29 protein-coding genes are annotated in these 25,004 nt (G+C 69.4%); 12 read left to right on the plus strand and 17 right to left on the minus strand.

Annotated features, from left to right (window positions below; translation table 11 throughout):
- Positions 1 to 3 precede the first annotated feature (3 nt).
- Positions 4 to 1,701: an ArnT family glycosyltransferase gene (locus LOK44_RS13020; protein WP_237570370.1), complete on the plus strand. Its 1,698-nt coding sequence runs from the start codon at positions 4 to 6 to the stop codon at positions 1,699 to 1,701.
- Here LOK44_RS13020 and fgd read toward each other — a convergent pair.
- Positions 1,698 to 2,708 carry a glucose-6-phosphate dehydrogenase (coenzyme-F420) gene (gene fgd, locus LOK44_RS13025; RefSeq protein ID WP_237570371.1) on the minus strand — a complete coding sequence of 337 codons (1,011 nt, stop codon included), beginning with the start codon at positions 2,706 to 2,708 and terminating at the stop codon, positions 1,698 to 1,700. The two genes, LOK44_RS13020 and fgd, sit on opposite strands and share 4 nt — an antisense overlap.
- Before the next feature lie 59 nt (positions 2,709 to 2,767).
- Here fgd and LOK44_RS13030 point away from each other — a divergent pair, with 59 nt between their 5' ends.
- Positions 2,768 to 3,499, plus strand: a complete 732-nt coding sequence (locus LOK44_RS13030; protein WP_237570373.1) for an MBL fold metallo-hydrolase — start codon at positions 2,768 to 2,770, stop codon at positions 3,497 to 3,499.
- A gap of 7 nt (positions 3,500 to 3,506) precedes the next feature.
- Positions 3,507 to 4,262, plus strand: coding sequence for a class I SAM-dependent methyltransferase (locus tag LOK44_RS13035; RefSeq protein ID WP_237570376.1), 756 nt, complete (start codon positions 3,507 to 3,509; stop codon positions 4,260 to 4,262).
- Here LOK44_RS13035 and LOK44_RS13040 read toward each other — a convergent pair.
- The 4 genes from LOK44_RS13040 to LOK44_RS13055 form a co-directional block, all read right to left on the minus strand.
- The gene (locus LOK44_RS13040; protein ID WP_308192738.1) at positions 4,259 to 4,552 is read right to left on the minus strand and encodes a hypothetical protein; all 294 of its coding nucleotides are present in this window, start codon (positions 4,550 to 4,552) and stop codon (positions 4,259 to 4,261) included. The two genes, LOK44_RS13035 and LOK44_RS13040, sit on opposite strands and share 4 nt — an antisense overlap.
- Positions 4,553 to 4,570: 18 nt before the next feature.
- Entirely contained in the window at positions 4,571 to 5,950 is a 1,380-nt protein-coding gene (locus LOK44_RS13045) for an HNH endonuclease signature motif containing protein (RefSeq protein WP_237570377.1), read from the minus strand.
- Between the two features lie 173 nt (positions 5,951 to 6,123).
- Complete coding sequence (locus tag LOK44_RS13050) at positions 6,124 to 7,239, minus strand: LLM class flavin-dependent oxidoreductase (RefSeq protein WP_237570379.1); 1,116 nt, start codon at positions 7,237 to 7,239, stop codon at positions 6,124 to 6,126.
- Positions 7,236 to 7,751, minus strand: a complete 516-nt coding sequence (locus LOK44_RS13055; RefSeq protein WP_237570380.1) for a GNAT family N-acetyltransferase — start codon at positions 7,749 to 7,751, stop codon at positions 7,236 to 7,238. The genes LOK44_RS13050 and LOK44_RS13055 overlap by 4 nt, the downstream gene beginning before the upstream one ends.
- A gap of 138 nt (positions 7,752 to 7,889) precedes the next feature.
- Between LOK44_RS13055 and LOK44_RS13060 the strand changes: the two genes are divergently transcribed.
- Entirely contained in the window at positions 7,890 to 8,744 is an 855-nt protein-coding gene (locus LOK44_RS13060) for an SDR family oxidoreductase (RefSeq protein ID WP_237570382.1), read from the plus strand.
- Here LOK44_RS13060 and LOK44_RS13065 read toward each other — a convergent pair.
- From LOK44_RS13065 to LOK44_RS13090, 6 genes are read right to left on the minus strand one after another with little or no spacing between them, the layout of a single operon-like run.
- Positions 8,741 to 9,133: a hypothetical protein gene (locus tag LOK44_RS13065; RefSeq protein WP_237570383.1), complete on the minus strand. Its 393-nt coding sequence runs from the start codon at positions 9,131 to 9,133 to the stop codon at positions 8,741 to 8,743. The genes LOK44_RS13060 and LOK44_RS13065 overlap by 4 nt on opposite strands.
- 2 nt (positions 9,134 to 9,135) lie before the next feature.
- Positions 9,136 to 10,362, minus strand: a complete 1,227-nt coding sequence (locus tag LOK44_RS13070; protein WP_237570385.1) for an O-succinylhomoserine sulfhydrylase — start codon at positions 10,360 to 10,362, stop codon at positions 9,136 to 9,138.
- Positions 10,359 to 10,772: a rhodanese-like domain-containing protein gene (locus LOK44_RS13075; RefSeq protein ID WP_237570387.1), complete on the minus strand. Its 414-nt coding sequence runs from the start codon at positions 10,770 to 10,772 to the stop codon at positions 10,359 to 10,361. Before LOK44_RS13075 ends, LOK44_RS13070 begins: the two co-directional genes overlap by 4 nt.
- Before the next feature lie 19 nt (positions 10,773 to 10,791).
- Complete coding sequence (locus LOK44_RS13080) at positions 10,792 to 11,256, minus strand: Rv0361 family membrane protein (RefSeq protein WP_372481234.1); 465 nt, start codon at positions 11,254 to 11,256, stop codon at positions 10,792 to 10,794.
- Positions 11,253 to 12,347 carry an ATP-grasp domain-containing protein gene (locus LOK44_RS13085; RefSeq protein WP_237570389.1) on the minus strand — a complete coding sequence of 365 codons (1,095 nt, stop codon included), beginning with the start codon at positions 12,345 to 12,347 and terminating at the stop codon, positions 11,253 to 11,255. The genes LOK44_RS13080 and LOK44_RS13085 overlap by 4 nt, the downstream gene beginning before the upstream one ends.
- 23 nt (positions 12,348 to 12,370) lie before the next feature.
- Positions 12,371 to 12,691: a UBP-type zinc finger domain-containing protein gene (locus LOK44_RS13090; RefSeq protein WP_237570391.1), complete on the minus strand. Its 321-nt coding sequence runs from the start codon at positions 12,689 to 12,691 to the stop codon at positions 12,371 to 12,373.
- A 42-nt stretch (positions 12,692 to 12,733) separates the two neighbouring features.
- Between LOK44_RS13090 and LOK44_RS13095 the strand changes: the two genes are divergently transcribed.
- On the plus strand, positions 12,734 to 14,326 hold the full coding sequence (locus tag LOK44_RS13095; protein ID WP_237570393.1) for a Na+/H+ antiporter: 1,593 nt from the start codon (positions 12,734 to 12,736) through the stop codon (positions 14,324 to 14,326).
- Here the strand turns inward: LOK44_RS13095 and LOK44_RS13100 are convergent.
- Positions 14,313 to 14,843, minus strand: a complete 531-nt coding sequence (locus LOK44_RS13100) for a MarR family winged helix-turn-helix transcriptional regulator (RefSeq protein WP_237570395.1) — start codon at positions 14,841 to 14,843, stop codon at positions 14,313 to 14,315. The genes LOK44_RS13095 and LOK44_RS13100 overlap by 14 nt on opposite strands.
- Positions 14,844 to 14,930: 87 nt before the next feature.
- On the opposite strand from LOK44_RS13100, the gene LOK44_RS13105 reads away from it, so the two are divergent.
- Both LOK44_RS13105 and LOK44_RS13110 read left to right on the plus strand, forming a co-directional pair.
- A complete protein-coding gene (locus tag LOK44_RS13105) occupies positions 14,931 to 16,952 on the plus strand; it encodes an MMPL family transporter (RefSeq protein ID WP_372481235.1) in 2,022 nt (673 codons plus the stop codon).
- A gap of 9 nt (positions 16,953 to 16,961) precedes the next feature.
- A complete protein-coding gene (locus LOK44_RS13110) occupies positions 16,962 to 17,768 on the plus strand; it encodes an alpha/beta fold hydrolase (RefSeq protein ID WP_237570397.1) in 807 nt (268 codons plus the stop codon).
- Here the strand turns inward: LOK44_RS13110 and LOK44_RS13115 are convergent.
- A complete protein-coding gene (locus LOK44_RS13115) occupies positions 17,758 to 18,024 on the minus strand; it encodes a hypothetical protein (RefSeq protein WP_237570407.1) in 267 nt (88 codons plus the stop codon). The genes LOK44_RS13110 and LOK44_RS13115 overlap by 11 nt on opposite strands.
- 77 nt (positions 18,025 to 18,101) lie before the next feature.
- On the opposite strand from LOK44_RS13115, the gene LOK44_RS13120 reads away from it, so the two are divergent.
- Positions 18,102 to 19,307 carry a cytochrome P450 gene (locus LOK44_RS13120; RefSeq protein ID WP_237570409.1) on the plus strand — a complete coding sequence of 402 codons (1,206 nt, stop codon included), beginning with the start codon at positions 18,102 to 18,104 and terminating at the stop codon, positions 19,305 to 19,307.
- Positions 19,304 to 19,492 (plus strand): ferredoxin, encoded by a 189-nt coding sequence (locus LOK44_RS13125; protein WP_237570411.1) that lies wholly within the window; start codon positions 19,304 to 19,306, stop codon positions 19,490 to 19,492. The genes LOK44_RS13120 and LOK44_RS13125 overlap by 4 nt, the downstream gene beginning before the upstream one ends.
- Here the strand turns inward: LOK44_RS13125 and LOK44_RS13130 are convergent.
- Genes LOK44_RS13130 through LOK44_RS13140 form a run of 3 tightly spaced genes read right to left on the minus strand, consistent with a single transcriptional unit; the run spans position 19,455 to position 22,089 of the window.
- Positions 19,455 to 20,159, minus strand: coding sequence for a hypothetical protein (locus tag LOK44_RS13130; RefSeq protein WP_237570413.1), 705 nt, complete (start codon positions 20,157 to 20,159; stop codon positions 19,455 to 19,457). The two genes, LOK44_RS13125 and LOK44_RS13130, sit on opposite strands and share 38 nt — an antisense overlap.
- Positions 20,160 to 20,173: 14 nt before the next feature.
- Positions 20,174 to 20,797: a PaaI family thioesterase gene (locus LOK44_RS13135; protein WP_237570415.1), complete on the minus strand. Its 624-nt coding sequence runs from the start codon at positions 20,795 to 20,797 to the stop codon at positions 20,174 to 20,176.
- Positions 20,794 to 22,089 carry an adenylosuccinate synthase gene (locus LOK44_RS13140; RefSeq protein ID WP_237570417.1) on the minus strand — a complete coding sequence of 432 codons (1,296 nt, stop codon included), beginning with the start codon at positions 22,087 to 22,089 and terminating at the stop codon, positions 20,794 to 20,796. Before LOK44_RS13140 ends, LOK44_RS13135 begins: the two co-directional genes overlap by 4 nt.
- Before the next feature lie 76 nt (positions 22,090 to 22,165).
- On the opposite strand from LOK44_RS13140, the gene LOK44_RS13145 reads away from it, so the two are divergent.
- Genes LOK44_RS13145 through LOK44_RS13155 form a run of 3 tightly spaced genes read left to right on the plus strand, consistent with a single transcriptional unit; the run spans position 22,166 to position 24,549 of the window.
- The gene (locus LOK44_RS13145; RefSeq protein ID WP_237570420.1) at positions 22,166 to 22,816 is read left to right on the plus strand and encodes a peptidase M50; all 651 of its coding nucleotides are present in this window, start codon (positions 22,166 to 22,168) and stop codon (positions 22,814 to 22,816) included.
- Between the two features lie 14 nt (positions 22,817 to 22,830).
- The gene (locus LOK44_RS13150) at positions 22,831 to 23,610 is read left to right on the plus strand and encodes a site-2 protease family protein (RefSeq protein ID WP_237570421.1); all 780 of its coding nucleotides are present in this window, start codon (positions 22,831 to 22,833) and stop codon (positions 23,608 to 23,610) included.
- A gap of 45 nt (positions 23,611 to 23,655) precedes the next feature.
- Complete coding sequence (locus tag LOK44_RS13155) at positions 23,656 to 24,549, plus strand: cation diffusion facilitator family transporter (RefSeq protein WP_237570423.1); 894 nt, start codon at positions 23,656 to 23,658, stop codon at positions 24,547 to 24,549.
- A 7-nt stretch (positions 24,550 to 24,556) separates the two neighbouring features.
- Here LOK44_RS13155 and LOK44_RS13160 read toward each other — a convergent pair whose 3' ends face one another.
- Positions 24,557 to 24,973 carry a DUF3151 domain-containing protein gene (locus LOK44_RS13160; RefSeq protein ID WP_237570425.1) on the minus strand — a complete coding sequence of 139 codons (417 nt, stop codon included), beginning with the start codon at positions 24,971 to 24,973 and terminating at the stop codon, positions 24,557 to 24,559.
- Positions 24,974 to 25,004 lie beyond the last annotated feature (31 nt).

Raw genomic sequence — 25,004 nt, forward strand, 5'->3', positions numbered from 1 at the left:
CTCGTGACGGTCACCGCGGTCGCGCCGACCCCGCCGGCGACGAGTGACGTCGCCGAAGGGCCCCGGTCGTCGCGACGCGGTGGCGGCGTGGCACTGTTCGTCGGTCTCAGCGCGCTGTACTTCACGATCGGCACCGTTCTGGTGTTGCGCTACAACATGTTCGACCCCGACGCGACGTCGCGGGTGGCCAACGCCGGCTACGTGGTGTTCAGCCGGCAGCCGCACCTGTCCGCGATCGGGTTCGTCTGGAATCCCCTGCCCAGCATGGTCGAGATCCCGGTGCTGCAATTCAGCCGATGGTGGCCCGAGCTGAAGACCCACGGGCTGGCATCGGTCGTACAGAGCGCGCTGTTCATGGCGGGCGCGGCGCTGATGGTCCGCCGGATCGCGCTCGACCGTGCCGTGGGCGCTGCGTGGCGTTGGCTGGCAGTCGCCTGCTTCGCACTGCAGCCAATGATCGTCGTCTACGGCGCGTCCGGTATGAGCGAAGCCGCCGAGACGTTCTTCCTGCTGTGGTGCGTCCGCCACCTGATGCAGTGGATCCGCCACGACCGCGTCGGCGACCTGGCCTGGGCGGGAATCGCTCTCGGCCTCGGCTACCTCGCCCGGTACGAGGTGGTGCCCGCCGCGGTGGGTGCCGCCGCCCTGGTGGCCGTGATCGCGTTCCGGCGTACGCGATCGCCCAGGCGGATCGACTCGGCGATCCTGTGCGTGGTCATCGTCATGTTCCCTCTCGCGTGCGCCTTCACGATCTGGGCGGTCACCGGGTGGGTGGTGTCGGGTGAACTGTTCGCGACGCTGTCGTCGCAGTACGGCAACGGCAGCCAGGTGGCGGGAGCGGCCGAACGCGGTGGGCCTTTGGGCCAGGCGGCGTCCGACGACTGGGTGGTCATCGGCGCCCGGCTGCTCGGCATGCAACCGTTCCTCGGCGTCGCGGTGGCGGGCGCGGTCGTCGTGGCGGCGTTGCGGCGCAACGTCGCCATCCTGGTACCGATCGCGACCATGGGCCCGGTGCTGGCCTTCGCGGCGTGGAGCCAGTACTCGTCGACGACGTTCGGCTGGTTCCGGTTCTACCTGCTGGCGATACCGCTCGTCGTCTGCATCGCGCTGGCGTGCTGGACGCCGCACGACGACGAACCCGCCCACTGGCGAGCCGGCGACCTGGTCAGCCGCTTGGGCGCCGCACTGCTGGCCGCATCGCTGCTGATCGGCATCCCGGTCACCGTGCGGGCGATGTCCGACGAACGAATCGGCAACCAGCAGTTGCAGTTCGGGCTCAAGTCGCTAGCCGATCCGCAGCGCTACCCGCCGACCGAACAGTGGTTCCGCAGGCTGATGGTCAACGACCGTTCGCTGGCCGACTACTTCGACCGCAGGCACCTGCCCGAGGGCTCGGTGCTCATGGACACGTTCAACACCTGGGGCATCTGGCTGTCGTCGAACAACCCGAAGCAGTTCGTCATCACCAGCGACTACGACTTCAACCCGGTGATGAACCGGCCGTGGGACTTCGGCGTGCGCTACATCGTCTCGAGCAACCCCGTGATCAGCGACGCCGACGCACTCAACGTGCGCTACCCCAGCCTGTGGAATGACGGGGCAGGCCTCGGCACCCTGGTGCACTCGGTCTACGGCGCCACCGGCGACGAACGCTTCCGGGTCTACCGCATCACCGGTCGCCCAACGGCTCCCGTCGGCTAGCCGAGCTTGCGCAGGCGCGGCTCCAGGTCGCGCTGGAACAGCTCGAGGAAGCGGCGCTGGTCGTGGCCGGGCGCGTGGAACACGAGGTGGTTGAGGCCCCAGTCCACGTAGTCCTTGACCTTCTCGACGGCCTCGTCGGGATCGGAGGCGACGATCCAGCGCTTGGCCACCTGCTCGATGGGCAGCTCGTCGGCGGCCTTCTCCATCTCGAGCGGATCGTGGATGTTGGTCTTCTGCTCCGCGGTCAGTGACAGCGGAGCCCAGAACCGGGTGTTCTCCAGCGCCAGCTCGGGATCGGTGTCGTAGGAGATCTTGATCTCGATCATCCGGTCGATCGCGTCGGGCGCCTTGCCCGCGGCCTCCTCGCCCTCCTTGACCGCCGGGATGAGCTTGTCCTTGTACAGCTCCTCACCCTTGCCGGAGGTGCAGATGAAGCCGTCGCCCGCACGACCGGCGTACTTGGCCACCTGCGGGCCGCCGGCGGCGATGTAGATCGGGATGCCGCCCTCGGGCACGTCGTAGATCGAGGCGCCCTTGGTCTTGTAGTACTCGCCCTCGAAGTCGACGCGGTCGCCGAGCCACAGCTCGCGCATCAGCCGCACCGACTCGCGCAGCCGCGCGTAGCGCTCCTTGAACTCCGGCCACTCGCCCTCGAAGCCGGTGGCGATCTCGTTGAGCGACTCACCGGTGCCGACGCCGAGGAAGATCCGGTCCGGGTACAGGCAGCCCATGGTCGCGAACGCCTGCGCGATCACCGCCGGGTTGTAGCGGAAGGTCGGGGTCAGCACCGAGGTGCCGAGGGTCAGTCGCTTGGTCCGCTCGCCGACGGCCGTCATCCAGGCCAGCGAGAACGGAGCGTGTCCGCCTTCGTGCCGCCAGGGCTGAAAGTGGTCGCTGACCGTGGCGCTGTCCATGCCGTGCGCCTCGGCCTCCACGGCCAGTTCCACGAGTTCGCGCGGGGCGAACTGCTCTGCTGATGCCTTGTATCCCAATTTGAGTTCAGCCACGCTTCTTTTCTACTCCTGACGTCGGCGGGATATTCCACCCGTCTCGTTACACTCGCCGCATGGCGGCTCTCACGGCCATCACCGACTCCGTGCACTTCGCGCAGACCGAGCTGGTGAATTGGACCCTCGTTACCGACGACAGCGGTGTACTCGTCATCGATGCCGGTTTCCCCGGCCAGCGCGACGAAGTCATCGACTCGGTCCGCCAGCTGGGCTACGGGATCGACGACATCCATGCGTTCCTGCTGACCCACGCGCACGTCGACCACTTCGGGTCGGCGATCTGGTTCGCGAAAACCCATGGCACTCCGGTGTTCTGTCACTCCGCCGAGGTGGGTCACGCGCACCGCGAGTACCTCGAGCAGGTGTCCATCGGGGATCTGATCGGGAAACTCTGGCGGCCGCGGTACCTGAAGTGGTCGGTGACCATCGGGTTCAAGGGTGCGCTGCGACGCGCGGGCATCCCCACCGCTCACGCACTGACCGAGGAGGTGGCCGCTGCCCTGCCCGGCAAGCCGATGGCCATTCCCACGCCCGGTCACACCGGTGGGCACTGCTCGTACGTCGTGGACGGCGTCCTCGTCAGCGGCGACGCACTCGTCACGGGGCATCCGGTCTCGAAGCTTCAGGGACCGCAACTGCTCCCAGGTCTGTTCAACCACGATCAGGACAGTTGCGAGCGCAGCCTGGGTGCGCTTGGCATGCTCGACACCGACGTGGTGCTGCCGGGCCACGGACCGGTGTGGCGCGGGCCGATCCGGGAGGCGGCCGAGCGCGCCGCCGCGCTCTGACCGCCCGATGACCGACCAGGCGCCACTGCACCGCGACACCCGTCGCGCAGGGTCGTTCGGCGCCGCGGCGCAGCGGTACGACAGCCATCGGCCCCGCTACCCCGAGGCGATGATCGCCGGTCTGGTCGACGGGCGTGGTACGCGGGTGCTCGACGTGGGTGCGGGCACGGGCATCGCATCCCGTCAGCTGCTCGAAGCCGGCGCCGAAGTCCTTGCCGTCGAACCGGATTCGCAGATGGCGCGGCTCGCTGCCGACAAGGGCATCGACGTCGAGGTGTCGCCGTTCGAGTCCTGGGATGCGGCCGGGCGGACGTTCGACCTCGTGGTGTTCGCGCAATCGTTCCACTGGGTCGAGCCGACTTCGGCGCTGACCAAGATCGCGACGCTGCTGCGGCCGGGTGGCCGGGTCGCCATGCTGTGGAACCGCATCGCGTCGGTGCGTCCCAGCCGCGAGGAGTTCGACGCGGCGTATGCGGGCGTGCTCGACGATTGGCGGCGGCCGTCCGTCGGCGTCGAGGATGCCGACCGGATCGGGCCACTACTCGCAGGCGCGGGCTTCACCGCCGAGCGGCGGCAGTTCGTCGAGGAGCTGCACTACGCCACCGCGGACTGGGTGGACCTCGTCACGACGTACTCGAACGTGCTGACCCTGGAACCCGACGCGCAGGCCCTACTGCGGCGTCGGTTGGCGGACGTGATCGGCGATGCCGGGGTCGACGCGAGAAATGACGCGCTGGCCGTGGTCGGCATGCTGCGCGACTAGGTGAGCACCGCGTAGCCGAGCAGGAAGATCGACGTGAGGCACAGGCCGCACGACACGGTGATCGCGGGCACGAGGATCATCTGGTCGAGTTCCTCGTCGTCGAGCGCGTCCTCGGCGACCGGGCCGAACAACACCCGCCCGACGACGTTGCCCCTCAGCGCTCCGACGACCTTCCGGATCCCCGAACGTTCGCGGTGCCTGCCGATCAGGGTGCGGACCACGAATCCGCCGACGAACGCCAGCACGGCGGCAAGCAGGAGCAGCCACCCCACCGCGAGTTGCGTCAGCACACCAACCAAGGTTAGGCGCTAGACGGGGTCGTCGTCGTCGTCTTCATCGGCTTGGCGTAGGAGTCGTTCGGGGTGGTGGAGGTCGTTGACGCGGGCTTGGCCGGTGTCGAGTTGCGGTGGTGGGATCCATTCGGTCGTGCCGTCGGTGCGTTTGCGGGTCCTCCAGGCGGTGGTCTCAATCATTCGGTTGTCGGGCCCGCAGGCGAAGGACAGGTCGTCGACGTCGGTCTGGCCGTCGTCCTTCCAGTCCGCGACCGCGTGGTGCACTTGGGAGCGGTAGCCGTCGACGGTGCAGCCGGGTCGGGTGCAGCCACGGTCGCGGGCATGCAGCACGATCCGTTGCGCGGGGTTGGCGCACCGCCGGGTCCGGCCCAGGTGCAGCGCCTGGCCGGTGTGGCCGTCGAACACCGCCAGGTAGTGATGCGCGTGCGACGCCATCCGGATCAGATCCGGCATCGGCAACAGGCTGCCACCCGCGGTGACCGCGGGGCGACCGGCGGCCGATTCCAAGTCCTGCAGGGTGTTGGAGACGATGACGGTGACGGGAAGGCCGTTGAGCTGCCCCAGCTTGCCCGAGCACAACACCATCCGGCCCATCGCCAGCAGGGCGTCGTGGGTGCGTTGGGCGGGGGTGCGGGTGTCGCGTTCGGCGCGTTCGGGTTCGGGGTCACCGTCGACGACGGGTGCCACGTCGTCGGGGTTGCACATCCCCGGCGCCGCCATCTTCGCCAATAGGGCCTCGAACGTGCCGCGCGCTTCCGGGGTGAGGTAGCCGGTGACGGGGCTCATGCCGTCGGCCTGCTGCTTGCCGATGACGATGCCGCGGCGGCGGTGGCGTTCCTCGTCGCTGAAGGTCCCGTCGGGATGCAACAAGGCCAGCAGTAGTGTCACGGCCTTTCGGAGTCCTTCGGGGCCGTGTTCGCGAGCGACCCGGACCAGGTCGGCTTCGGCGGCCTGGCGGGTGTGGGGGTCGATGTGGTCGGGCAGCGTGGCGAAGAAGCCGCGGATGATCTTGACGTGTTCGGCGTTGATCGCTCCGTCGATCTGGGCTGCGGCGGTCTGGGCCAGCACCGGGTCGAGTGGTTGCCCGATCAGGGTGCGGCGGGGGCCGAGGTCCTTGGCCTCGGCGAGGCGTCGGCTGGCTTCGCCAGTGCTGATTCGCAGTCGGAACGCCAGCAGCTTGCTCACCGTGGTGGCGCCGTAGTCCAGCGGATTGGTGTCTGCGGCGAGGCGGTTGAGGATGCGGTGTTCGGCCACCGGCAGCAGACGGCGCACCGATTCGACGTCGTCCATGGCGGCCACCACCTCAGCGACGGTCGCGGTGTCGGTGTCGGCGGCGATCAGGTCGGCCACCGCGGCGCGCAATGCTGCTGCCGCGTCGACCAGACTGGGCGCCATGCATCGAACACTAGTGCGAGGGTCCGACAAGTCCGGACCAGAATGATGCTGGTGAAGCCGTTGTGACGCAGGAGTTTTGGATGGCAGATGCCCCCACCGCGAGCGTGCGCGAACTCGGGTTTTTACCCCGCGTGTCGCCCGCAGACACGCACGCTCGCGGAAGGGGGGGACCCCTAGTGGAGGCCCCAGCGCTTGGCGAGCAGCTCGTGGGAGCGGAGGCGGTCGGCGTGCCGATGGGTGACCGACGTGACGACCAGCTCGTCGGCCGCGGTCACGCGCTGCAGCGCCTCCAGTCGGTGGGCCACCTCGTCGGGGTCGCCGACGAATTGCGTTGCGGTGCGGTCCTTCACGAACTCGACCTGTTCGGGGGTGAGCGGATCGCACCGGTCGGGGCTCGGGTAGGGCACCGCGCCGCTGCCCGCGCGGATCGAATACACCCAGCGGCCGTACGACGACGCCAGGTGCACTGCGGTGTCGTGGTCGTCGGCCACCACCACGTCCGCGGAGACGACGACGTAGGGCTCGGACAGCGCCGGCGACGGCCGGAAGGCGTTGCGGTAGGCGCCGACGGCGTCCAGCGCCGTCGCGGGCGTGATGTGGTAGCTCGCCACGAACGGAAGGCCCCGCGATCCGGCCACCTCCGCGCTCTGCCCCTTGCTGCTACCGAAGACCCACGGCCGCAACGGCGCTCGCTCCCCCGGCACCACGTGGCTCTCGATGCCGTCGGCCAGGTAGCCGCCGTCGAGCATCGCGAGGATGTCGTCGACCTGCGTGGCGAAGTCCGGTGACTCGGCCCTGGGCTGCTGCAACGCCCCCATCCGAGCGACCAGCGTCGGGTTGCGCAGCTGGGCGCTCACGTCGAACGGCGCGGGCACCACCACGCCGTCGACGTCGCGCCACTGCGCCGGGCCGGCAGGCGCCTTCGGCGGGCGCGCGGCGAGTGCCTCGCGGCGGCGCTGACCGGACCTGCCGACGCCGAGATCGATGCGACCGGGGTGGAAGGCGTCGAGGGTGCCGAAGCTCTCGACCACCGCGACCGCGGTGGTGTGGCCGAGCTGCACCGCGGCCGCCCCGACGTGGATCCGCTCGGTGGCCGCGGCGATCTGGCCGATCAGCACCGCGGGCGACGAACTCGCCACTGCGACGAAGTGGTGCTCGGCCACCCAGTAGCGCTTGAAGCCCCAGCTCTCGGCATGGCGGGCGAGGTCGACGGTGTTGCGCAGCGCCGACGCCGCGTCGCTGCCCTCGCTGATCGGCGACAGGTCGAGGATCGACAGCGGGACCGTCATTGCCGTCCCACGCCCGGGAGGTCCTTGAGGAACGCCACCGGATAGCCCTCGCCCTGCGCCTCCAGGGGTTCGGCCAGCCTGCGGTAGCCCGTCGCCAGGTACAGCGCCTCGGCCTCCGGCTGCTTGTCGCCGGTGGTGAGGTAGATGCGGCGGTACCCGCGGGCGGCGATGTCGGCCTCCAGCACGGCGAGCAGCGCACGTGCGTGCCCCCTACGGCGGTGCCTGCTGTTGGTCCAGATGCGCTTGAGTTCGGCGGTCCGGTCGTCGAAGCGGCGGAACGCGCCGCCGGTGACGGGGACGCCGTCGACGTGTCCGATCACCATCGCGCCATCCGGCGCCGCGAACTCGGCCGCCGGGTAACCGCGCAGCCAGTCCCCGACGCGCTCGATGGTGCTGCCGTACCGGGTGGCGTACTCGTAGGCCAGCTCGGCCAGCAGTGGCTCTGCGAGCGGGTCGTCCTGACTCACCGGCACGAACGTCGGATTGCTCATCACCACCGTTTCTAGCCTCATGACAGGGTCCAACGCGAACCCGCCCGCGGCATTCCGAACCCGCGACATCGCGTCACCACGAGCAAAACCCCTCAGCTCCGCGCTGCACGGTGCGGACGCACTTGGAACCAAAAGTTGACAGGTGTAAAGTTTTGCCGCATGGACAACATCAGGGGTAGGACCATCGCGATCACCGGCGCCGCCCGCGGCATCGGCCATGCCACCGCGAAGGCATTGCTGGCACGCGGTGCACGCGTGGTCATCGGCGACCGCGACGTTGCGGTGCTCGAGAGCGCCGTCACCGAACTCGGCCGCTACGGACAGGTGACGGGCTACCCGCTCGACGTCACCGACCGGGAGTCGTTCGAGGTCTTCCTCGACAAGGCCCGCACCGACGGCGCAGGGCACATCGACGTGCTGATCAACAATGCAGGCGTGATGCCCATCGGCCCGTTCCTCGAGCAGAGCGAGCAGTCGATCCGCTCCTCGATCGAGGTCAACTTCTACGGCGTGCTCGCCGGCTGCCAACTGGCCCTGCCCGAGATGGTGAAGCGCCGCCGCGGCCACGTCATCAACATCGCCTCGCTGTCGGGCATGATCCCGGTGCCCGGCCAGGTGGTCTACGTCGGCGCGAAGTTCGCGGTCGTCGGACTCTCCGTGGCGCTGGCCGACGAGATGGCCCCGCACGGCGTCGAGGTGTCGGTCGTCATGCCGCCGTTCACCAACACCCAGTTGGTCTCGGGCACCAAGGAGACCGCGGGCACCAAGCCGGTCGAGCCCGAGGTCATCGCCGCCGCGATCGTGAAGACCCTCGACAAGCCGAAGACGATGGTGTCGGTCCCGACCCCGCTGCGGTTCACCGCTGCCGCGGCGTCCATGCTCGGCCCGCGCGGTCGCCGGTGGATGAACAAGAAGCTCGGGCTCGACAACGTGTTCCTCGAGTACGACCAGGCCGCACGCAAGAGCTACGAGGACCGGGCGCAGGCGTCCCTGGGCGTCGTCGAGAAGGACTAGCCGCTCGCGGGCAGCGGGTCCCCTGCGCGATAGGCCTCGAGTTCGTCGAGAGACTCGACGAGTTCGTCGTGCGTGTACACGTAGTCGTGGTCGTCGGGGCCCGTGCCCACGAGCAACACGTGCTGCTCCTCGGAGTTCGTCAGCCACATGCGGGTAACGGATTCGCGCGTCTCGTCTGCCATTTCAGCCGCCGACGGCGGGTAGAACCACGACACGACCTCGGCGTTGGAGAACTCCTCGTCGAACTCCCAGCCGCGTTCGATCAACAGCGCATCCAACTCGGTGACGGCCTCAAGGTCGGCGTGCACCTCGGCGGGCATCCACCGGGAGTTGCGCGTCGACACCCGCTTCTTACGCCGTGCCTTCTTCGCCGCGCTCGACTTGGACACGGTTAGCCGAGCGCCCGGTCCAGGTCCGCGATCAGGTCTTCGGTGCCCTCGAGGCCGATCGACACGCGAACCACGCCGTCCCCGAGGCCGATCGCCGCGCGCCCCTCCGGGCCCATCGCGCGGTGGGTCGTGGTGGCGGGGTGGGTGATCAGCGTCTTGGCGTCGCCGAGGTTGTTCGAGATGTCGATCAGCTCCAGCTTGTCGAGCACCTCGAACGCGCGTTCCTTGCTACCGCCCTCCAGCTCGAACGTGACCACCGTGCCGCCGCCGCTCATCTGCCGCTTGGCCAGCTCGTACTGCGGGTGCGACGGCAGGAACGGGTACTTCACCCAGCTGACGCCGGAGTGACCCTCGAGGAACTCGGCCACCCGCTGTGCGGACCGGTTGGAGTAGTCGACGCGGACGGCGAGCGTCTCGAGGCCCTTGAGCAGGGTCCAGGCGTTGAACGCACTGATCGCCGGGCCCGTGTGGCGCATCAACTTCTGCACCGGCCCGTCGATGAACTCCTTCTCGCCGAGGATCGCGCCGCCGAGCACGCGGCCCTGGCCGTCGATGTGCTTGGTGCCCGAGTAGATGACGACGTCGGCGCCGAGCGGGATGCCCTGCTGCAGCAGCGGGGTAGCGAATACGTTGTCCAGCACCACCTTTGCGCCGGCCGCGTGTGCCAGCTCGCACACCGCCTCGATGTCGACCAGCGACTGCATGGGGTTCGAGGGCGTCTCGAAGAACACGGCCTGGGTGGGGACCGACAGCGCTTCCTCCCACTGGGCGAGGTCCTCGCCGTCGACGAACACCGTCTCGATACCCCAGCGGGGCAGGATCTCGTTGCAGACCACGAAGCACGAGCCGAACAGGCTGCGCGCCGCGACCAGCCGGTCGCCCGCGCCGAGCAGCGCACCCAGGCCCGTGAAGACCGCGGCCATGCCGGTCGCCGTCGCGAACGCCGCGGGCGCGCCCTCGATCAGCCGTAGCCGCTCCTCGAACATGGAGATGGTGGGGTTGCCGTAGCGCGAGTAGACGTAGCGGTCGATCTCACCGGTGAAGGCCTTCTCGGCGTCACCCGCCGAGGCGTAGACGTACCCGGACGTCAGGTACAGCGCCTCGGAGGTCTCCTCGAAGTTGGACCGGAGCAGTCCGCCGCGGACGCCGATGGTGGCCTGGCTGACGCCGTCGGGCAGTGGTTTCGGGATGCGGACCGACGGCACGGGATCCTTCTCGTCGGGGCTCACGACTGCCTCCACGGCAGGCCAACGGCCTTCCACCCGGTCGTCCCGCGGTGGCCCTCGGAGTCGAGATTGCCCTCGAACCCGTCGAGCACGTTGTAGGCCGGTGCGATGCCCGCCTCGGTCGCCTGTTCGGCAGCGCCGATCGATCGGTTGCCCGAGCGGCAGAGGAAGACCACCGGACGTTCGCCGGGGGTGACACCGGAGGCCACCAGATCGTCGACGAAACCGTCGTTGTGGCTGCCGTCGGTGCGGTTCCACTCGACGTAGACGACCTCGCGCTGCAACGACGAGATGTCGGGCACTCCGACGAAGCGCCACTCGGCCTCGGTGCGGCAGTCGACGAGCACCGCGTCGGGGTTCTCGACCAGCACTTTCCACGCCTCTTCCGGCGTGATGTCTCCCGCGTAGCTCACGGTCGCGAGTCTCCCATATCTAGCTGGGGCCCGGCGAACACACCGTCCAGGCCCCGGCCTCACGCGCGAACGTCACCTCGACGCGCTCGGTCTCCTCCGGGGCGTTGTCGAAGTGGTAGGTCACGAACCCACGCGCCCGGTCACCGTCGATGCGCACCTCGGTGATGTCGTCGACGTACCGCTCGCCCCGCTTGGCCACCGAATCACGTTGCCGGGCAAGGACGTCGGACTCCGCACCGTCGAGTTGGGCGCAGGTGTAGCGCTGGTAGTCGGCGAAGTCGGCGCGCTGCAGCGCGTCGTTCTGCGCGACCGCGGCCCGCCCCACGTCCTGCTCTGGCGTCGGCCCGTCATCGGAGTTTCCGTCGAGCACCAGTATTGCGATCACGATGGCGCTGAAGATCGCCAGCGCGCCGAGGAACGGCGCGATGGTGGGCCGATCCTCTTCGGGTTCCGGCTCTCCGGCGGTCGGTGCGGGATCGGTCACGGCGCCTGCAGCACGCTGGAGACCCGGTGCGCGCGATCGCGTGCCCGGACCACGTCCGGCGCCGTCGCGACGGCCACGGTCTGGCCGCCGCGCACGCGCACGTCGCTCTCCTGCACCGCCAGCGCCTCGTCGAGCGGCCCGCCTGCGGGCCGGTCGAGCACCTCGGCCGCGGCGGGCGAGATCATGATGGTGTCGAGCGGCAACCCGAGGATCGCCCTGGCGTGCAGTTCGAACTGCGAAAGGCGTTGCGAGCGCAGCGTGAGCATCCCGACCGCCTCCGGCCGGGGCCGCACGTGGGAGAAGTACACCTCGTCGCCACGTACCAGCAGGTCCACGCCGAACAGACCGCGACCGCCGAGTGAGTTCACGATGCGTGCGGCGATGGACCGGGCGGCATCGAGCGCCGCGGGTGACATCTCGTGCGGCTGCCACGCCTCGAGTGGCCCGCCGTCGGTGCGGCGGTGGCCGATCGGTTCGCTGAACTGCACCGTCGGCCCGGACGCCGCGACGCTGCGCGCGGTCAGCAGCGTGACCTCGTCGTCGATCTCGACGACGGTCTCAGCGATCACCCGCGGGGGTGACGGGCTGGCCGCGGTGGCCCGCTGCCAGGCGGGCTCGACGTCCTGCGGCCGGGTCAGCACCGAGCGGCCCGCCGAACTCTCTCCGGCGACCGGTGACACCACCAGCGGGAAGCCCGCGTGCTGCGCGACGGCGTCGAGTTCCTCGGCCGAGCCGGCGAACCAAAACGGCACGGTGGGCAGGCCCAGTTCGTCGGCGGCGAGCTTGCGCAGGCCCTCCCGGTCGAGGGACAGCCGCGCGCTGCGAGGCGTCGGGAACACGTCGACGCCGTCGAGTTCGGCGGCGGCGATCAGCACGTCGACGGGAACGTCCGCGGAGTCGGCGACGACGTAGCCGGGCCGGTCGGCCGCGATCCGCGCGCCGACCTCCTGCGCACCGCCGATCAAGGCGAGGTCCATTTCCGTCACCGCGGCACCGAGCCGCTCGAAGGCCAGCGCCAGGTCGCGGCCCGGCACGCTGGAGCCGAGCAGCATCACGGTCGTTTCCGCACGGCTCGCGGTCGTTTCACTCATCGCCTGCCCACCCTGCCAGACCGTCAGCGCGCGGCCGTGTCGACCATCGAATCGGCATAGCACCACCGCCAGTCCTCGCCCGGCTCGGCAGAGCGCATCACCGGGTGCTCCGTCTCGTGGAAGTGCCCGCTGGCGTGACGGTACGGGCTGGAGTCGCAGCAACCGACGTGCCCGCAGGTCAGACACATCCGCAGGTGCGCCCAGGTAGTCTCGCCGAGTTCCTCGCAACCCTGGCAACGGCCCGGGGAAAGCGGTTCGGGATCGGGTTGGTCCGTGATGCCGGCGAGGTGCTCGCACGTCTTCGGCGGGGAATTCGTGTCGCGCCGCCGCGTTCTCCTCCGCATGCTGATCAGGATAGGTCCGTCCGGACAGGGAAGGTGGTCGACGTGAGTGCGTCACTGCTCGCGGTGCTCGTGGTGTCGGTGCTGCTCTCGGCCGTCGCTCGGCGCTACGACGTGTCGGCTCCCCTGGCGCTGGTGGTCGCGGGCCTGCTCGCCGGGCTGATTCCCGGGATCGGGGCGATCGAACTCGAGCCCGAGCTGGTGCTGTTCGTGATCCTGCCGCCGCTGCTGTGGTCGGCGGGGCTGGAGAGCAGCTACGTCGCGCTGCGCCGCAACGTCCGCCCGATCGGTCTGCTGGCCGTCGGGTTGCCGCTGGCGTCGACCTTCGCCGTCGGCGTGGTCGCCTTCCACACGGTGCCCGAGCTGACGATCGCCGCGGCTCTCACGCTCGGCGCGATCGTGGCGCCGCCCGACGCGGTGTCGGCGGCGGCGGTGGGTCGCAGGCTCGGACTGCCGCGCCAGATCATGACCCTGCTGGGTGGGGAGAGCCTGCTCAACGACGCCACCGCGCTGACCGCCTACAAGGTGGCGCTGGCCGCTGCGATCGGCACCGCCGCGACGTGGACCAGCGGCCTCGGCACCTTCGCACTGGCCGCGGCCGGCGGCGTGCTGGTCGGCGGTTCGGTCGGCTGGATCATCGACTACGTCCGGACCTGGCTGGACGATCCGCTGGTCGAGAGCGCCCTCGGTCTGGTCGCCCCGTTCTTCATCTACTTCCTCGCCGAGCAGGTGCACGGTTCGGGCGTCATCGCCGTTGTCGTGGCGGCGCTCATGCTCGGCCAGCGGTCGACGCGGGCCACCTACGCCACCCGCCTGCAGGACGCCGCGGTGTGGCGAGCGGTGCAACTGGTGCTGGAGTCGTTCGCCTTCCTGCTGATCGGCCTGCAGCTACCGACGGTGGTCTCGGAGTTGGCAGGCATCTCCGCCAGGACGCTGCTGGTCGCGTCGGTGTCGGTGCTCGCCACCGTCATCGCCGTGCGGATCGCCTGGGTGTTCGCGTTCGCCTACCTGCCGCGTCGGCTGTCGCGACGCATCCGCGCGACCGAGCCCCGGCCGCGGCCCACCCACGTGTTCATCGTGGCGTGGGCGGGCATGCGCGGGGTGGTGTCACTGGCGGCGGCGTTCGCGGTGCCGGCCACGACGCTGAGCGGCGAGCCGTTTCCCGGCCGTCCGCAACTGGTGTTCCTGACCTTCGTCGTGGTGGTCGGGACGCTGCTGCTGCACGGCCTGACCCTGCCGTGGATCATCAAGGTGCTCGACGTGCAGGGCGACGACACCCACCGCGACGCGCTCGAGGCCGCCGCTGCGCAGACCCGGGCAGCCCAGGCCGCGGCGCAGCGCCTCGACGAACTGATCGCCGAGCAGAAGCCCGGCTCGATTCACGACTACACGCCAAAGGTGTTGCGGGCGTGGAACGAACGGCGCAGTCAGGCGGCGTGGGAGGAGCTGGGGCGCAGCGACGAGGAGATCGGCCAGGAGAGTCCCGCGGCGACGTTCCGGCGGTTGCGCCTCGAAATGCTGGAGGCCGAGCGCAAGGAGTTCATCGCGCAGCGCGACGCCGGCGCGATCGACGACGAGGTGCTGCGAAACCTGTTGCGCGGTCTCGATCTCGAGGAAGCAGCCCTCAACCGGGACTGACGACGTCGGTCCCGGTGGACGTGCCGATCTCCGACGGCATCTCGGCCCGATAGGCCTGCATGGCGGAGATCAGCGCTCCGAACACCCGGTGGGCGGCTTCGAGGTCTTCGTCGGGGAGTACCGCCATCGCGTCGTGGCTGTGTTCTCCGAGCCGGGTGAAGAAGCCGCGGGCCACCTCCATGCCGTGGTCGGCGTACCGCAGGATCACCTTGCGGCGATCGGACGGGTCGACCTCGCGACGCAGGTGTCCGGTCTCGGCCATGCGCTCCACCAGGTAGGTGATCGCCGCACCGGACAGCCCCATGCTCCGGCGAAGATCGCCTGCGGTCAGCGGAGCACCTGCGGTCTCCGCCACCATGACGAACAGCAAGGCGCGAAACTCGTTCGCGGACAAATCATTCTGGTCGGCGAAGGCGCGGGCCATCCAGTCCGACTCCGCCGTCAACGCGCGCAGATCGGCCTCGATGCGACGTTCCGACTGCTCACGATCCGAGCCGGGACTCGTCGTATCGGTCATCGTCTCGAACCTCCGGCGGAATTGACGTTTCAGCATAGGCGACCGCCAACACTTGCCAACTATTTAGAAAAGTGAAATATTCGAAGGGTGTCCACTCGAACCTCTCGCTTCGCTGCACTCGTCGTCGTGGCCGCGTCCATCGCGGCGCTGGTGTTGATCGGGAGTTCGAGTTCGGCCGAGCAATCACCCGTCGCCGTCCCCGCCACCGCGGAGTCCGCGCGTGCCGACGCCACCCGCGCCGAGTTCCCGCAGGGCAAGGCGGTGCCGGCGATCCTGGTGATCACGCGCGCCGACGGCGCAGCGCTGACTGCCGACGACCTGACCGCCACCGACGCCGCGCGGGAACGCGTGCTCGCAGCGGCCGATGCCCAGGGCGCTCCCCCGGTCGTGGTGTCCCGGGACCGCGAGGCCGCCGTCGCGACGATCCCGCTGGCGAGCGACTTGTCGGGCTTCGCGCTCGACGACGCGGTGACGTCGGTGCGGACCGCTGCCGGCGACGGCCTGCCCGCCGATCTGCGTGCCGAGGTGACCGGCGGTCCCGCCTTCGGAGCCGACATCGCCAACTCGTTCAGCGGCGCAAACGTCACGCTCCTCGCCGTCACTGCGGCGGTGGTGGCGCTGCTGCTGATCATCACCTACCGCTCGCCCGTGCTCTGGCTGGTGCCGCTGCTGGTGATCGCGTTCGCCGACCGGGTGGGTTCGGTGGTCGGTGCCGCCATCGCCACGGCGGTGGGCACCACGCCCGACGGTTCGACGTCGGGCATCACCAGCGTGCTGGTGTTCGGCGCGGGCACGAACTATGCGCTGCTGCTGATCTCGCGGTACCGCGAGGAACTCGGCAGCGAGCAGAATGCCGGATCGGCGTTGGGGACCGCGGTGCGGCGCGCCGGGCCCGCCATCGTGGCGAGCAACGCGACCGTGGTGCTCGCACTGCTGACACTGTGCTTCGCCTCGTCGCCGAGCACCCGCAGCCTGGGCGTGCAGGCCGCCGCCGGACTGGTGGTCGCGGCGGTGTTCGTGCTCGTCGTGTTGCCGCCCGCGCTGGGACTGTTCGGCAAGAAGCTGTTCTGGCCGTTCGTGCCGAAGGTCGGCGCCGAACCGCTGACCACGACCGGGCTTTGGCACAGAATCGCCGCCGGCGTCGCGAGGCGCCCCGCGATCGTCTCGGGCTCGGCGATCGCCGTGCTGGCGCTGCTGTGCACCGGACTGCTGGCCACGCCGATCGGCCTGTCGCAGACCGAGCAGTTCCGGGTGCAGGCGGAGTCGGTGACGGGTTACGAGACGCTTGCTCGACACTTTCCGAGCGGACTCACCGATCCCACCCGAATCGTCGCGTCGAGCGGTTCCGACGGCGCAATCGAGCAGGCCATCACGTCGACTCCCGGCGTGGTGTCGGCCACCCCGACCGGGCGCTCGCCCTCGGGACTGACGCAGTGGTCGGTGGTGCTCGACGCGCCACCGGCCTCCGACGACGCGTTCGCGACCGTCGACGCGCTGCGGACGTCGGTCAGGGCCGTGGATCCCGGCGGCCTGGTCGGCGGGTCCGACGCCACCGCACGCGACGCACGGTCCGCCGCGCAACGCGACCTTCGTGTCGTAGTCCCGGCAATCTTGGCCGTGGTGCTGGTGGTGCTCTACGTGCTGCTGCGCGCGGCACTGGCACCGCTGGTCCTCGTGGCCGTCACCGTGCTGAGCGCGCTGGCCGCGCTGGGTCTCGGCGGCTGGGTCAGCGTGCACGCCTTCGGCTTCCCCGCCCTGGACAACGCGACGCCGCTGTTCGCCTTCCTCTTCCTGGTGGCGCTCGGGGTCGACTACACGATCTTCCTGGTTACCCGCGCCCGCGAGGAGACTCCCGAGCACGGCACGAAGGAGGGCATCGTGCGAGCGGTGTCGGCGACCGGTGCCGTGATCACCAGCGCGGGAATCGTTCTCGCCGCGGTGTTCTGCGTGCTCGGGGTGCTGCCGCTGATCGTCTTGACGCAAATCGGCATCATCGTGGGCCTCGGCATCCTGCTCGACACGTTCGTGGTGCGGACCGTGATCATCCCGGCGTTGTTCACGCTGATCGGTCCGCGCATCTGGTGGCCGGCGTTGCGGCCGGAGCGATAATGTCCTCTCGTGGACTCCCGCATCGTCGACACCCGGCTCGGCCGGGTGCGCGTCCGTACCTCGGGTAGCGGCGAGACGATCGTCTTCTGGCCCAGCCTCCTGATGACGGGCGACATGTGGTTGGCGCAGGCCTCGCACTTCGCCGACCGCTACCACGTGGTGCTCGTCGACCCACCGGGGCACGGCGAGAGTGACCCGCTGCGTGGGTATTTCACCTTCGCCGAGTGCGCCTGGTGCATCTCCGACCTGCTGGACGGACTCGACGTGGCGCGGGCGCACGTCGTCGGCAACTCGTGGGGCGGGATGATCGGCGCCACGTTCGCCGCAAGGCATCCGGCGCGCATCGGCCGTGCCGTGCTGATGAACTGCACTGCGTCGGCGGCGAACCGATGGCAGAAGGTGGAGTACGGCGCGCTGCTGCGAGCGGCGCGGCTGATGGGCGGGATCAAGCCGCCGCTGACGCGGTCGGTGCTCAAGGCGTTCCTCGGACCGACCACCTTCGCCACCCGCCCGGGTGTGGTCGACGCCGTCACGGCCGCCGTTCGGTCCGTCGACGTCCGGTCGAGTTCGTGGGCGGTGCGCAGCGTGGTGCCCCGCCGGCCCGATCAGCGCGAGCTGCTGGCCTCGATACGGACGCCGGTCCTCGTGGTCGCAGGCGCCGAGGACGCCACGTTCTCCAACGCCGAGACGAAGGCCATGGCCGACGCGATTCCGGGATCGTCATACGTGGTCCTCGACGGCGTCGCCCATCTTGCGGCACTCGAGAATCCCGGGCTGGTCAACTCGATCGTCAACGACTTCCTGGCTAGTTCCTGATCGTCGGGGTGCCCCCGATGTAGGACTGCGGAGGGTTGCGCGACGGCTGATTCTGAGCGAAGCCGGTGCACAGGCCCAACTTGCCGCCGACGCACGGGATGCCGTTCATCGTGGGAACGGGTCCACCGGACACCACGGTCGGGGCACCGTTGTAGGCGGCGTCGTCGTCCGCGACGGCCGCCGGTGCCAGCGCAAGCCCCATGGCACCGATCACCGTGAACAGTCGAATCGACCAGGCGAGACGGTTGGACGTCATGGTTCCCCCTCGTATCGAGTTCGACGATACGCCGCACGAGCCCACCGTCCTCAGAATCCGTCGGTACCGTCGATTGCATGACCCAGGCACCGAGCCGGCCCCCCGTCCACATGCGGCGCGATGCGTTCGACCCCGCACCCGAGTTGGGCGAACTGCGTGCGGACGCAGGGGTCGGCACCGTCGTCAACGCGTTCGGCATGCAGGTCTTCATCGTCACCCGGCACGACGACGTCAAGGCGATGCTCGCCGACCACGAGCACTTCTCGAACGCACGGCCGCCGGGCTTCGTCGTGCCAGGCGCACCGGACGTCCCCGCCGCCGAACAGGAGTCGCAGCGCGCAGGCAATCTGCTCGGCATGGACCCCCCCGAACACCAGCGCCTACGCCGAATGCTCACCCCCGAGTTCACGATTCGTCGGATCAAGCGCCTCGAGCCGAGGATCACCCAGATCGTCGACGAGCATCTCGACGCCATGGCGGCCGGTGGGTCACCCGCCGACCTCGTCGAGGCGTTCGCGCTGCCGATCCCCTCGCTGGTGATCTGCGAACTGCTCGGCGTGCCCTACGCCGACCGTGAGGGTTTCCAACGCCGCGCCAACAAGCAGCTGGACCTGGCGCTGCCCATTCCCGAACGCCTCGACCTGGCCCGCGAGTCGCGCGAGTACATGCTCGGTCTCGTCCGGCGTGCGCGCCTGGCGCCCGGCGAGGACATCATCGGCATGCTGGTGCGCGAACACGCCGACGAACTGACCGACGACGAACTCGTAGGCGTGGCGAGCCTCCTGCTGCTCGCCGGCCACGAGACCACCTCGAACATGCTGGGACTGGGAACCCTTGCGCTACTGCGTCATCCGGACCAGCTGGCGGCTGTGCGCGACGAGCCCGACGCGATCGGGCCCGCCGTCGAGGAACTGCTGCGGTGGCTGTCGATCGTGCACACCTCGATCCCCCGCATCACCACTACCGACGTGGAGGTCGCTGGCGTGCCCATCCCCGCGGGCCAGCTGGTGTTCGCGTCCCTGCCCGCAGGCAACCGCGATCCCGACTTCGTCGACGCGCCAGAGGAATTCGACATCCGCCGCGGCGCGCCCGGCCACCTGGCGTTCGGCCACGGCGTGCACCACTGCCTGGGTGCGCCGCTGGCACGCATGGAGATGCGCATCGCGTGGCCGGCGCTGTTCCGCCGGTTCCCCGACCTGGCCCTCGCCGAGGACTTCGACCACGTGGCGTTCCGCGAGTTCCACTTCATCTACGGACTGCGGTCGCTGCAGGTGACGTGGTGAGGGTCGAGGCCGATCGCGACGCCTGCATCTCCGCGGGCAACTGCGTGATGACCGCGGGCGAGATCTTCGATCAGGACGACGACGGGATCGTCGTGGTGCTCCAGTCGGACGTCACCGCCGAGGACGAAGCCAAGGTGCGCGAGGCCGTCAAGCTGTGTCCGGCGTCGGCGCTTCGGCTGGTTTGACGTCATCGTGGCGCAGGTCGATGACGCCTGCGCGATTGAGTAGCAGCAGGCTGACGACGAGCACCCAGATGGGGAACGCCATGGTCATCCACATGCTGATGTCACTGGCAACCATCAACACGACGGCGAGCGCATAGGTGGCACCGACGAGCCAACGCGGCATCAGGCCCGTCCGCAACCAGATCGTTGCCAGCGAGATCATGAACACTGCGGCCATGCGGAGCGCGTAGGTCTTGGAAATGGTCAGCAGCATCGCGCGGCCGAACGTCGCCACCTCGTCGTTGACCGTCGGATCGACGATCAGCGCACTGCTCGCCTGAAGGCCGGCCCCCACTCCCACGACGACGAACATCATCGCCAGGAACAGCAGACCACTGCCGATGAAGACGGTGGAGAAGAACTTGTCCTCCAAGCGTCCAAACCCGTCGCGGACCACGCCGATGAACCACAGGAACGTGATCCCCGCGAACGGCATCAGGATCGACGCCACCCTGAGGTGAACGCTGCCGTCGATCAGCCACTGCGAGCCGGGAGCAGCACCCTCGGGCAGCGCCGTACGGATCAGCGTCAGCGAAGTACCGAACAGGACGGCGAACAACACTCCGGCAGCGGCGGCCGCGCGCGGTGTCCTCAGCCCGGTCAGCTTGGGCGCAGCGTGCTCGGTCATGCCGTCATGGTGCCTCAGGGCTGGCCGGGCAGCAGCCGAATCATCAGCCCGTTGGCCTCGGCGAGCAGGGCGCCGTCGGGATCGCGCATCTCGGCGTTGACGAAGCACTTGCGGCCCTGTGCCTCGCGCACCCAGCCGCGCACGGTCAGCGGCGTGTCGATGGGCGTCACCTTGCGGTAGTCGACGTGCAGGAAACCGGTGCGGCTGATCGGCCGCCCCGTGGCGTGGATGACCATGCCGAACGTCGAGTCGAACATCAGTGGCAGCACACCACCGTGCACCGCCGAGTTGCCGCCGACGTGGAATCGGCTGAACCGAACCGTCAGCGTCACGCCGTCGGAGTCGAATTGGGTCACGTGATACGGCGGCATCAGCAGGCTGCCCGCGCCGGGCAGTGCGGGTACGCGGTTGGCCGGTCCCACGCCCTCGGCGGCCTCGAACGGCGCGAGCAGCTTGACGAGTGCGTCGACCCGGGCGGCCGCCTCGACCCAGGTGTCGCCGTCGGGGTCGGCCGACACGGCCAGGTCTTGCAGCTGCCGCATCGACGCCAGGAACGGGCCGAAGCCCGGACCGGGATCGGCCGGTTCGAATACCGGGAAACCGCCGTGCTTTTCGTAGTCCAGGTCGTCGTCGGTCACCGTGGCGCCAGCACGTCGCGGCGCACGATCGTCTGATCACGGCCCGGCCCCACGCCGATGCACGAGACGTGGGCGCCGCTGAGTTCTTCGAGACGAAGAACGTAGTCGCGGGCCTTGGCAGGCAGCTCGTCGAAGGTGCGGCAGGTGCTGATGTCCTCCCACCAACCCGGCAGCTCCTCGTAGACCGGCTCGGCGCGGGCGATGTCGCTCTGGGTCATCGGCATCTCGCTGGTGCGCTTGCCGTCGATGGTGTAGCCGACGCACACCGGAACCGTCTCCAGGCTGGACAGCACGTCGAGCTTGGTCAGGAAGTAGTCGGTGATGCCGTTGACCCGCGTGGCGTAGCGCGCGATCACGGCGTCGAACCAGCCGCACCGACGCGCCCGGCCGGTCGTGACGCCGACCTCGCCGCCGGTCTTGGCCAGGTACGCCCCGTTGTCGTCGAACAGTTCGGTCGGGAAGGGGCCCGAGCCGACGCGGGTCGTGTAGGCCTTGAGGATGCCGAGCACCGTGGTGATCTTGGTGGGCCCGATGCCGGAGCCGACGGACGCGCCACCGGCGGTGGGATTCGACGACGTGACGAACGGATAGGTGCCGTGGTCGACGTCGAGCAGCGTGCCCTGGGAGCCCTCGAGCAGCACGGTCTGGCCGTCCTCGAGTGCCTCGTTCAGGAGCAGGCGCGCGTCGGCGATGCGGTGCTTGAACCCCTCGGCCTGCTCGAGCAGCGTGGCGACCACCTCGTCGGCGTCCAGCGCCTTGCGGTTGTAGATCTTGACCAGCACCTGGTTCTTGAACTCCAGCGCCGCCTCGATCTTCTGGGTCAGCGAGTCCGGGTCCAGGACGTCCGCGACGCGGATGCCGATGCGCGCGATCTTGTCCTGGTAGCACGGCCCGATGCCACGGCCGGTGGTGCCGATCTTCTTGTTGCCGAGGTAGCGCTCGGTCACCTTGTCGATCGCCACGTGATAGGGCATCAGCAGGTGCGCGTCGGCCGAGATCAGTAGCCGGGAGGTGTCGACGTTGCGATCCTCGAGGCCCTTCAGCTCGGTGAGCAGCACCCCGGGGTCGACGACGACACCGTTGCCGATGACGTTCGTGACCCCCGGTGTGAGGATCCCCGACGGTATGAGGTGGAGAGCGAAGTTCTCTCCGGTGGGCAGCACGACCGTATGGCCGGCATTGTTGCCGCCCTGGTACCGAACTACCCACTGCACGCGACCACCGAGTAGATCGGTGGCCTTTCCCTTGCCCTCGTCGCCCCACTGGGCGCCGATGAGGACGATTGCCGGCATGGCGTTGTCTCCCGCTGTCTCCCCCGCGTACTGCCTCAGTACTGTGTGCAGCCGGTGAGCTACCTTATCCGACCTGATGCGAGGAGCCGCAGTGACCGCCCCCGACCTCGCGATTCTGCGGTTCGGCGGCAGGCCCATCCCCCGCGGGCTGGCCGATTACACGGTGCACGACGTCGTCGCGCCGAAGGACGTCGACGCCGTCTCGGCTGACCGCCTCGTGGTGGTCGGTGCCGACGCCGACCTGGCATCGGTGCTCACCCGGCTGATGCGCACCGAGCGGCTCGACGTCGAGGTGGCGTACGTGCCGCAACGGCGCTCACCCGCCACCCGCGCTTACGGCCTACCGACCGGGCGTCGCGCTGTGCGCCAGGCCCGTACCGGTACCGCCCACCGTGTGCCGCTGATCCGCGACGACTCCGGACACGTCATCGTCGGCGGCGCGCGGTGGAGCGGCGATCCCGCGCTGCACGGCGAGGCCGTCGTCGACGACGCCGTGCTGTTCGACGGCGAGGTGTCCGGGGTGCGCGTCGAGCCGACCGGCACGCTGCCCGGCCTCCGTGCGGCGGTCGACCCCGGCCGGCTGCGCAGGCGACGGTGGGTGGCAGGGCGCGCAGCGCAACTGGGCACGACGGGTGCGCTGGTCGTGCGCGACGGCCAGCCCGCCCCGCGTGCCGTGCGGCGGTCGACGTTCTACAGGCACACGACCGGCTGGCTTGCCATCAGATAGGTACCTTCGCTGAGGTGAGCATTCGTCCCCTGCGCCAGTCGGTGCGCCCCAGCCCGATCTTCCTGGCGATCGTGGCGATCACCGCGGCAGGCGCCGTGGTCGCGTGGCTCGCAGGCGACGTTCGCGAGCCGCTGGCGTACGTCGGCGTGTTCGTCTTCGTGCTGTTCGGCTGGCTGGTGTCGCTGTGCCTGCACGAGTTCGGCCACGCCTACACCGCGTGGCGCTACGGCGACCACGACGTCGAGGTCCGCGGATACCTGACGCTCAATCCCCTCAAGTACTCGAACCCGATGCTTTCGCTGGGCCTTCCGGTCCTGTTCATCGCGCTCGGCGGCATCGGCCTGCCCGGCGGCGCGGTGTACGTACGGACGTCGTGGATGACGCCGCGGCAGCGCACGATGGTGAGCCTCGCGGGACCGTTCGCCAACGTGGTGCTCGCCGTCATCCTGCTGGCGGTGACGAAGCTGCTCTACGACCCCGAGCATGCGGTGTTCTGGGCCGGCATGGCGTTCCTGGGGTTCCTACAGGTGACCGCCGTACTGCTGAACCTGCTACCGATCCCCGGGCTCGACGGGTACGGCGCGCTGGAGCCGCACCTCGCCCACGAGACGCAGCGCAAACTGGACCCGGTCAAGGGCTGGGGGTTCCTGATCCTGTTGCTGCTGCTGATCGTGCCAGCGCTCAACCAGGTGTTCTTCTCGGTCGTGTACGCGGTCTACGAACTGTCCGGCGTGCCGAGCTACCTCTCGGCAGTCGGCGGTTCGCTAATGCGGTTCTGGTCGGCCTGGATGTAGACGGACGCCTTGCGATATATGCGACTTTCCGCATAGATTGCGGGTATGGGCGCAGGGCACGACCACAGTCACGGCGGCGGCGACGTCCGCGTCAGCCGGATGGTCATCGGCGCGGCGATCCTGGCGACGTTCTTCGTCGTCGAACTCGCCACCGCGCTGACCATCGACTCGATCGCACTGCTCGCCGACGCCGGCCACATGCTGACCGACCTCGTCGCGATGTTCATGGGCCTGACCGCGGTGCTGCTGGCCAAGCACGGACCGGCCTCGGCATCCCGCACGTACGGCTGGCACCGCGCGGAGGTGTTCACCGCGGTCGCCAACGCGGTGCTGCTCCTGGGCGTTGCGGCGTTCATCCTCTACGAGGCGTTCGAGCGCCTCGGCGACGCGCCGGACATCCCTGGCGTCCCGATGATCGTGGTCGCGACCCTCGGCCTGCTGGCCAACCTCGTGGTGATGCTGCTGCTCCGCTCCTCGTCCGAGGACAGCCTGGCGGTCAAGGGCGCCTACATGGAGGTCGTCGCCGACACCGTCGGCAGCGTCGGCGTCCTGATCGCGGGCATCGTCACGGTCACGACGACGTGGCCCTACGCCGACGTCGTCGTCGCAGTGTTCGTCGCCCTGTGGGTGCTGCCGCGCGCGGTGTCGCTGGCGCGGGCCGCCCTGCGGATCCTGTCCGAATCGTCACCCAGCCACATCGACGTCGACGAACTCCGCACTGCGCTGGCGGCCGTCGACGGCGTCACGGGCGTCCACGACCTGCACGTGTGGACCCTGGTGCCCGGGCGGGACATGGCGACGGCCCACGTGACCTGCAGCGGCGACACGACCAGGGTGCTCGAGGACACCAGGGCGGTCCTCGCCGCCCGCGGACTCGAGCACGCGACCGTGCAGGTCGAACCGCCCGTCGGTGGCTGCGACGAACACAGCCGCTGCTGAGCGGGCGCTACTGGGGCAGCAGCTGCAGCCGCGCGCCCGGATCGCAGTCGTCGAGCAGATCGAGGCAGCGCTGGTACTCGTCGGTTTCGCCGATGGACTCGGCGGCGCGGGCCAGCGCCGCGACGCACCGCAGGAAACCGCGGTTCGGCTCGTGCGAGTACGGCACCGGGCCGAAGCCCTTCCACCCGTTGCGGCGCAACTTGTCCAGCCCGCGGTGATAGCCCGTCCTGGCATAGGCGTACGCGGTGATGGCCCGATCGTCGCCGAGGGCCTCCTCCGCGAGCGCCGCCCACACGACCGACGCCGCGGGGTGTGCTGCCGCGACGATCGCGGGGTTCTCACCCGCGTCGAGCGCTTCCTCCGCCTCGGTGTCCCGTGGCAGTCGCACCGGTTCCGGCCCCAGAAGGTCACCCATTCGCGTCATGGGCCTATTGTGCCGTGCGGGCTCCGGCGAG

This window comes from Mycolicibacterium lacusdiani (assembly GCF_021916785.1).
In the GTDB taxonomy this organism is placed as follows: domain Bacteria; phylum Actinomycetota; class Actinomycetes; order Mycobacteriales; family Mycobacteriaceae; genus Mycobacterium; species Mycobacterium lacusdiani.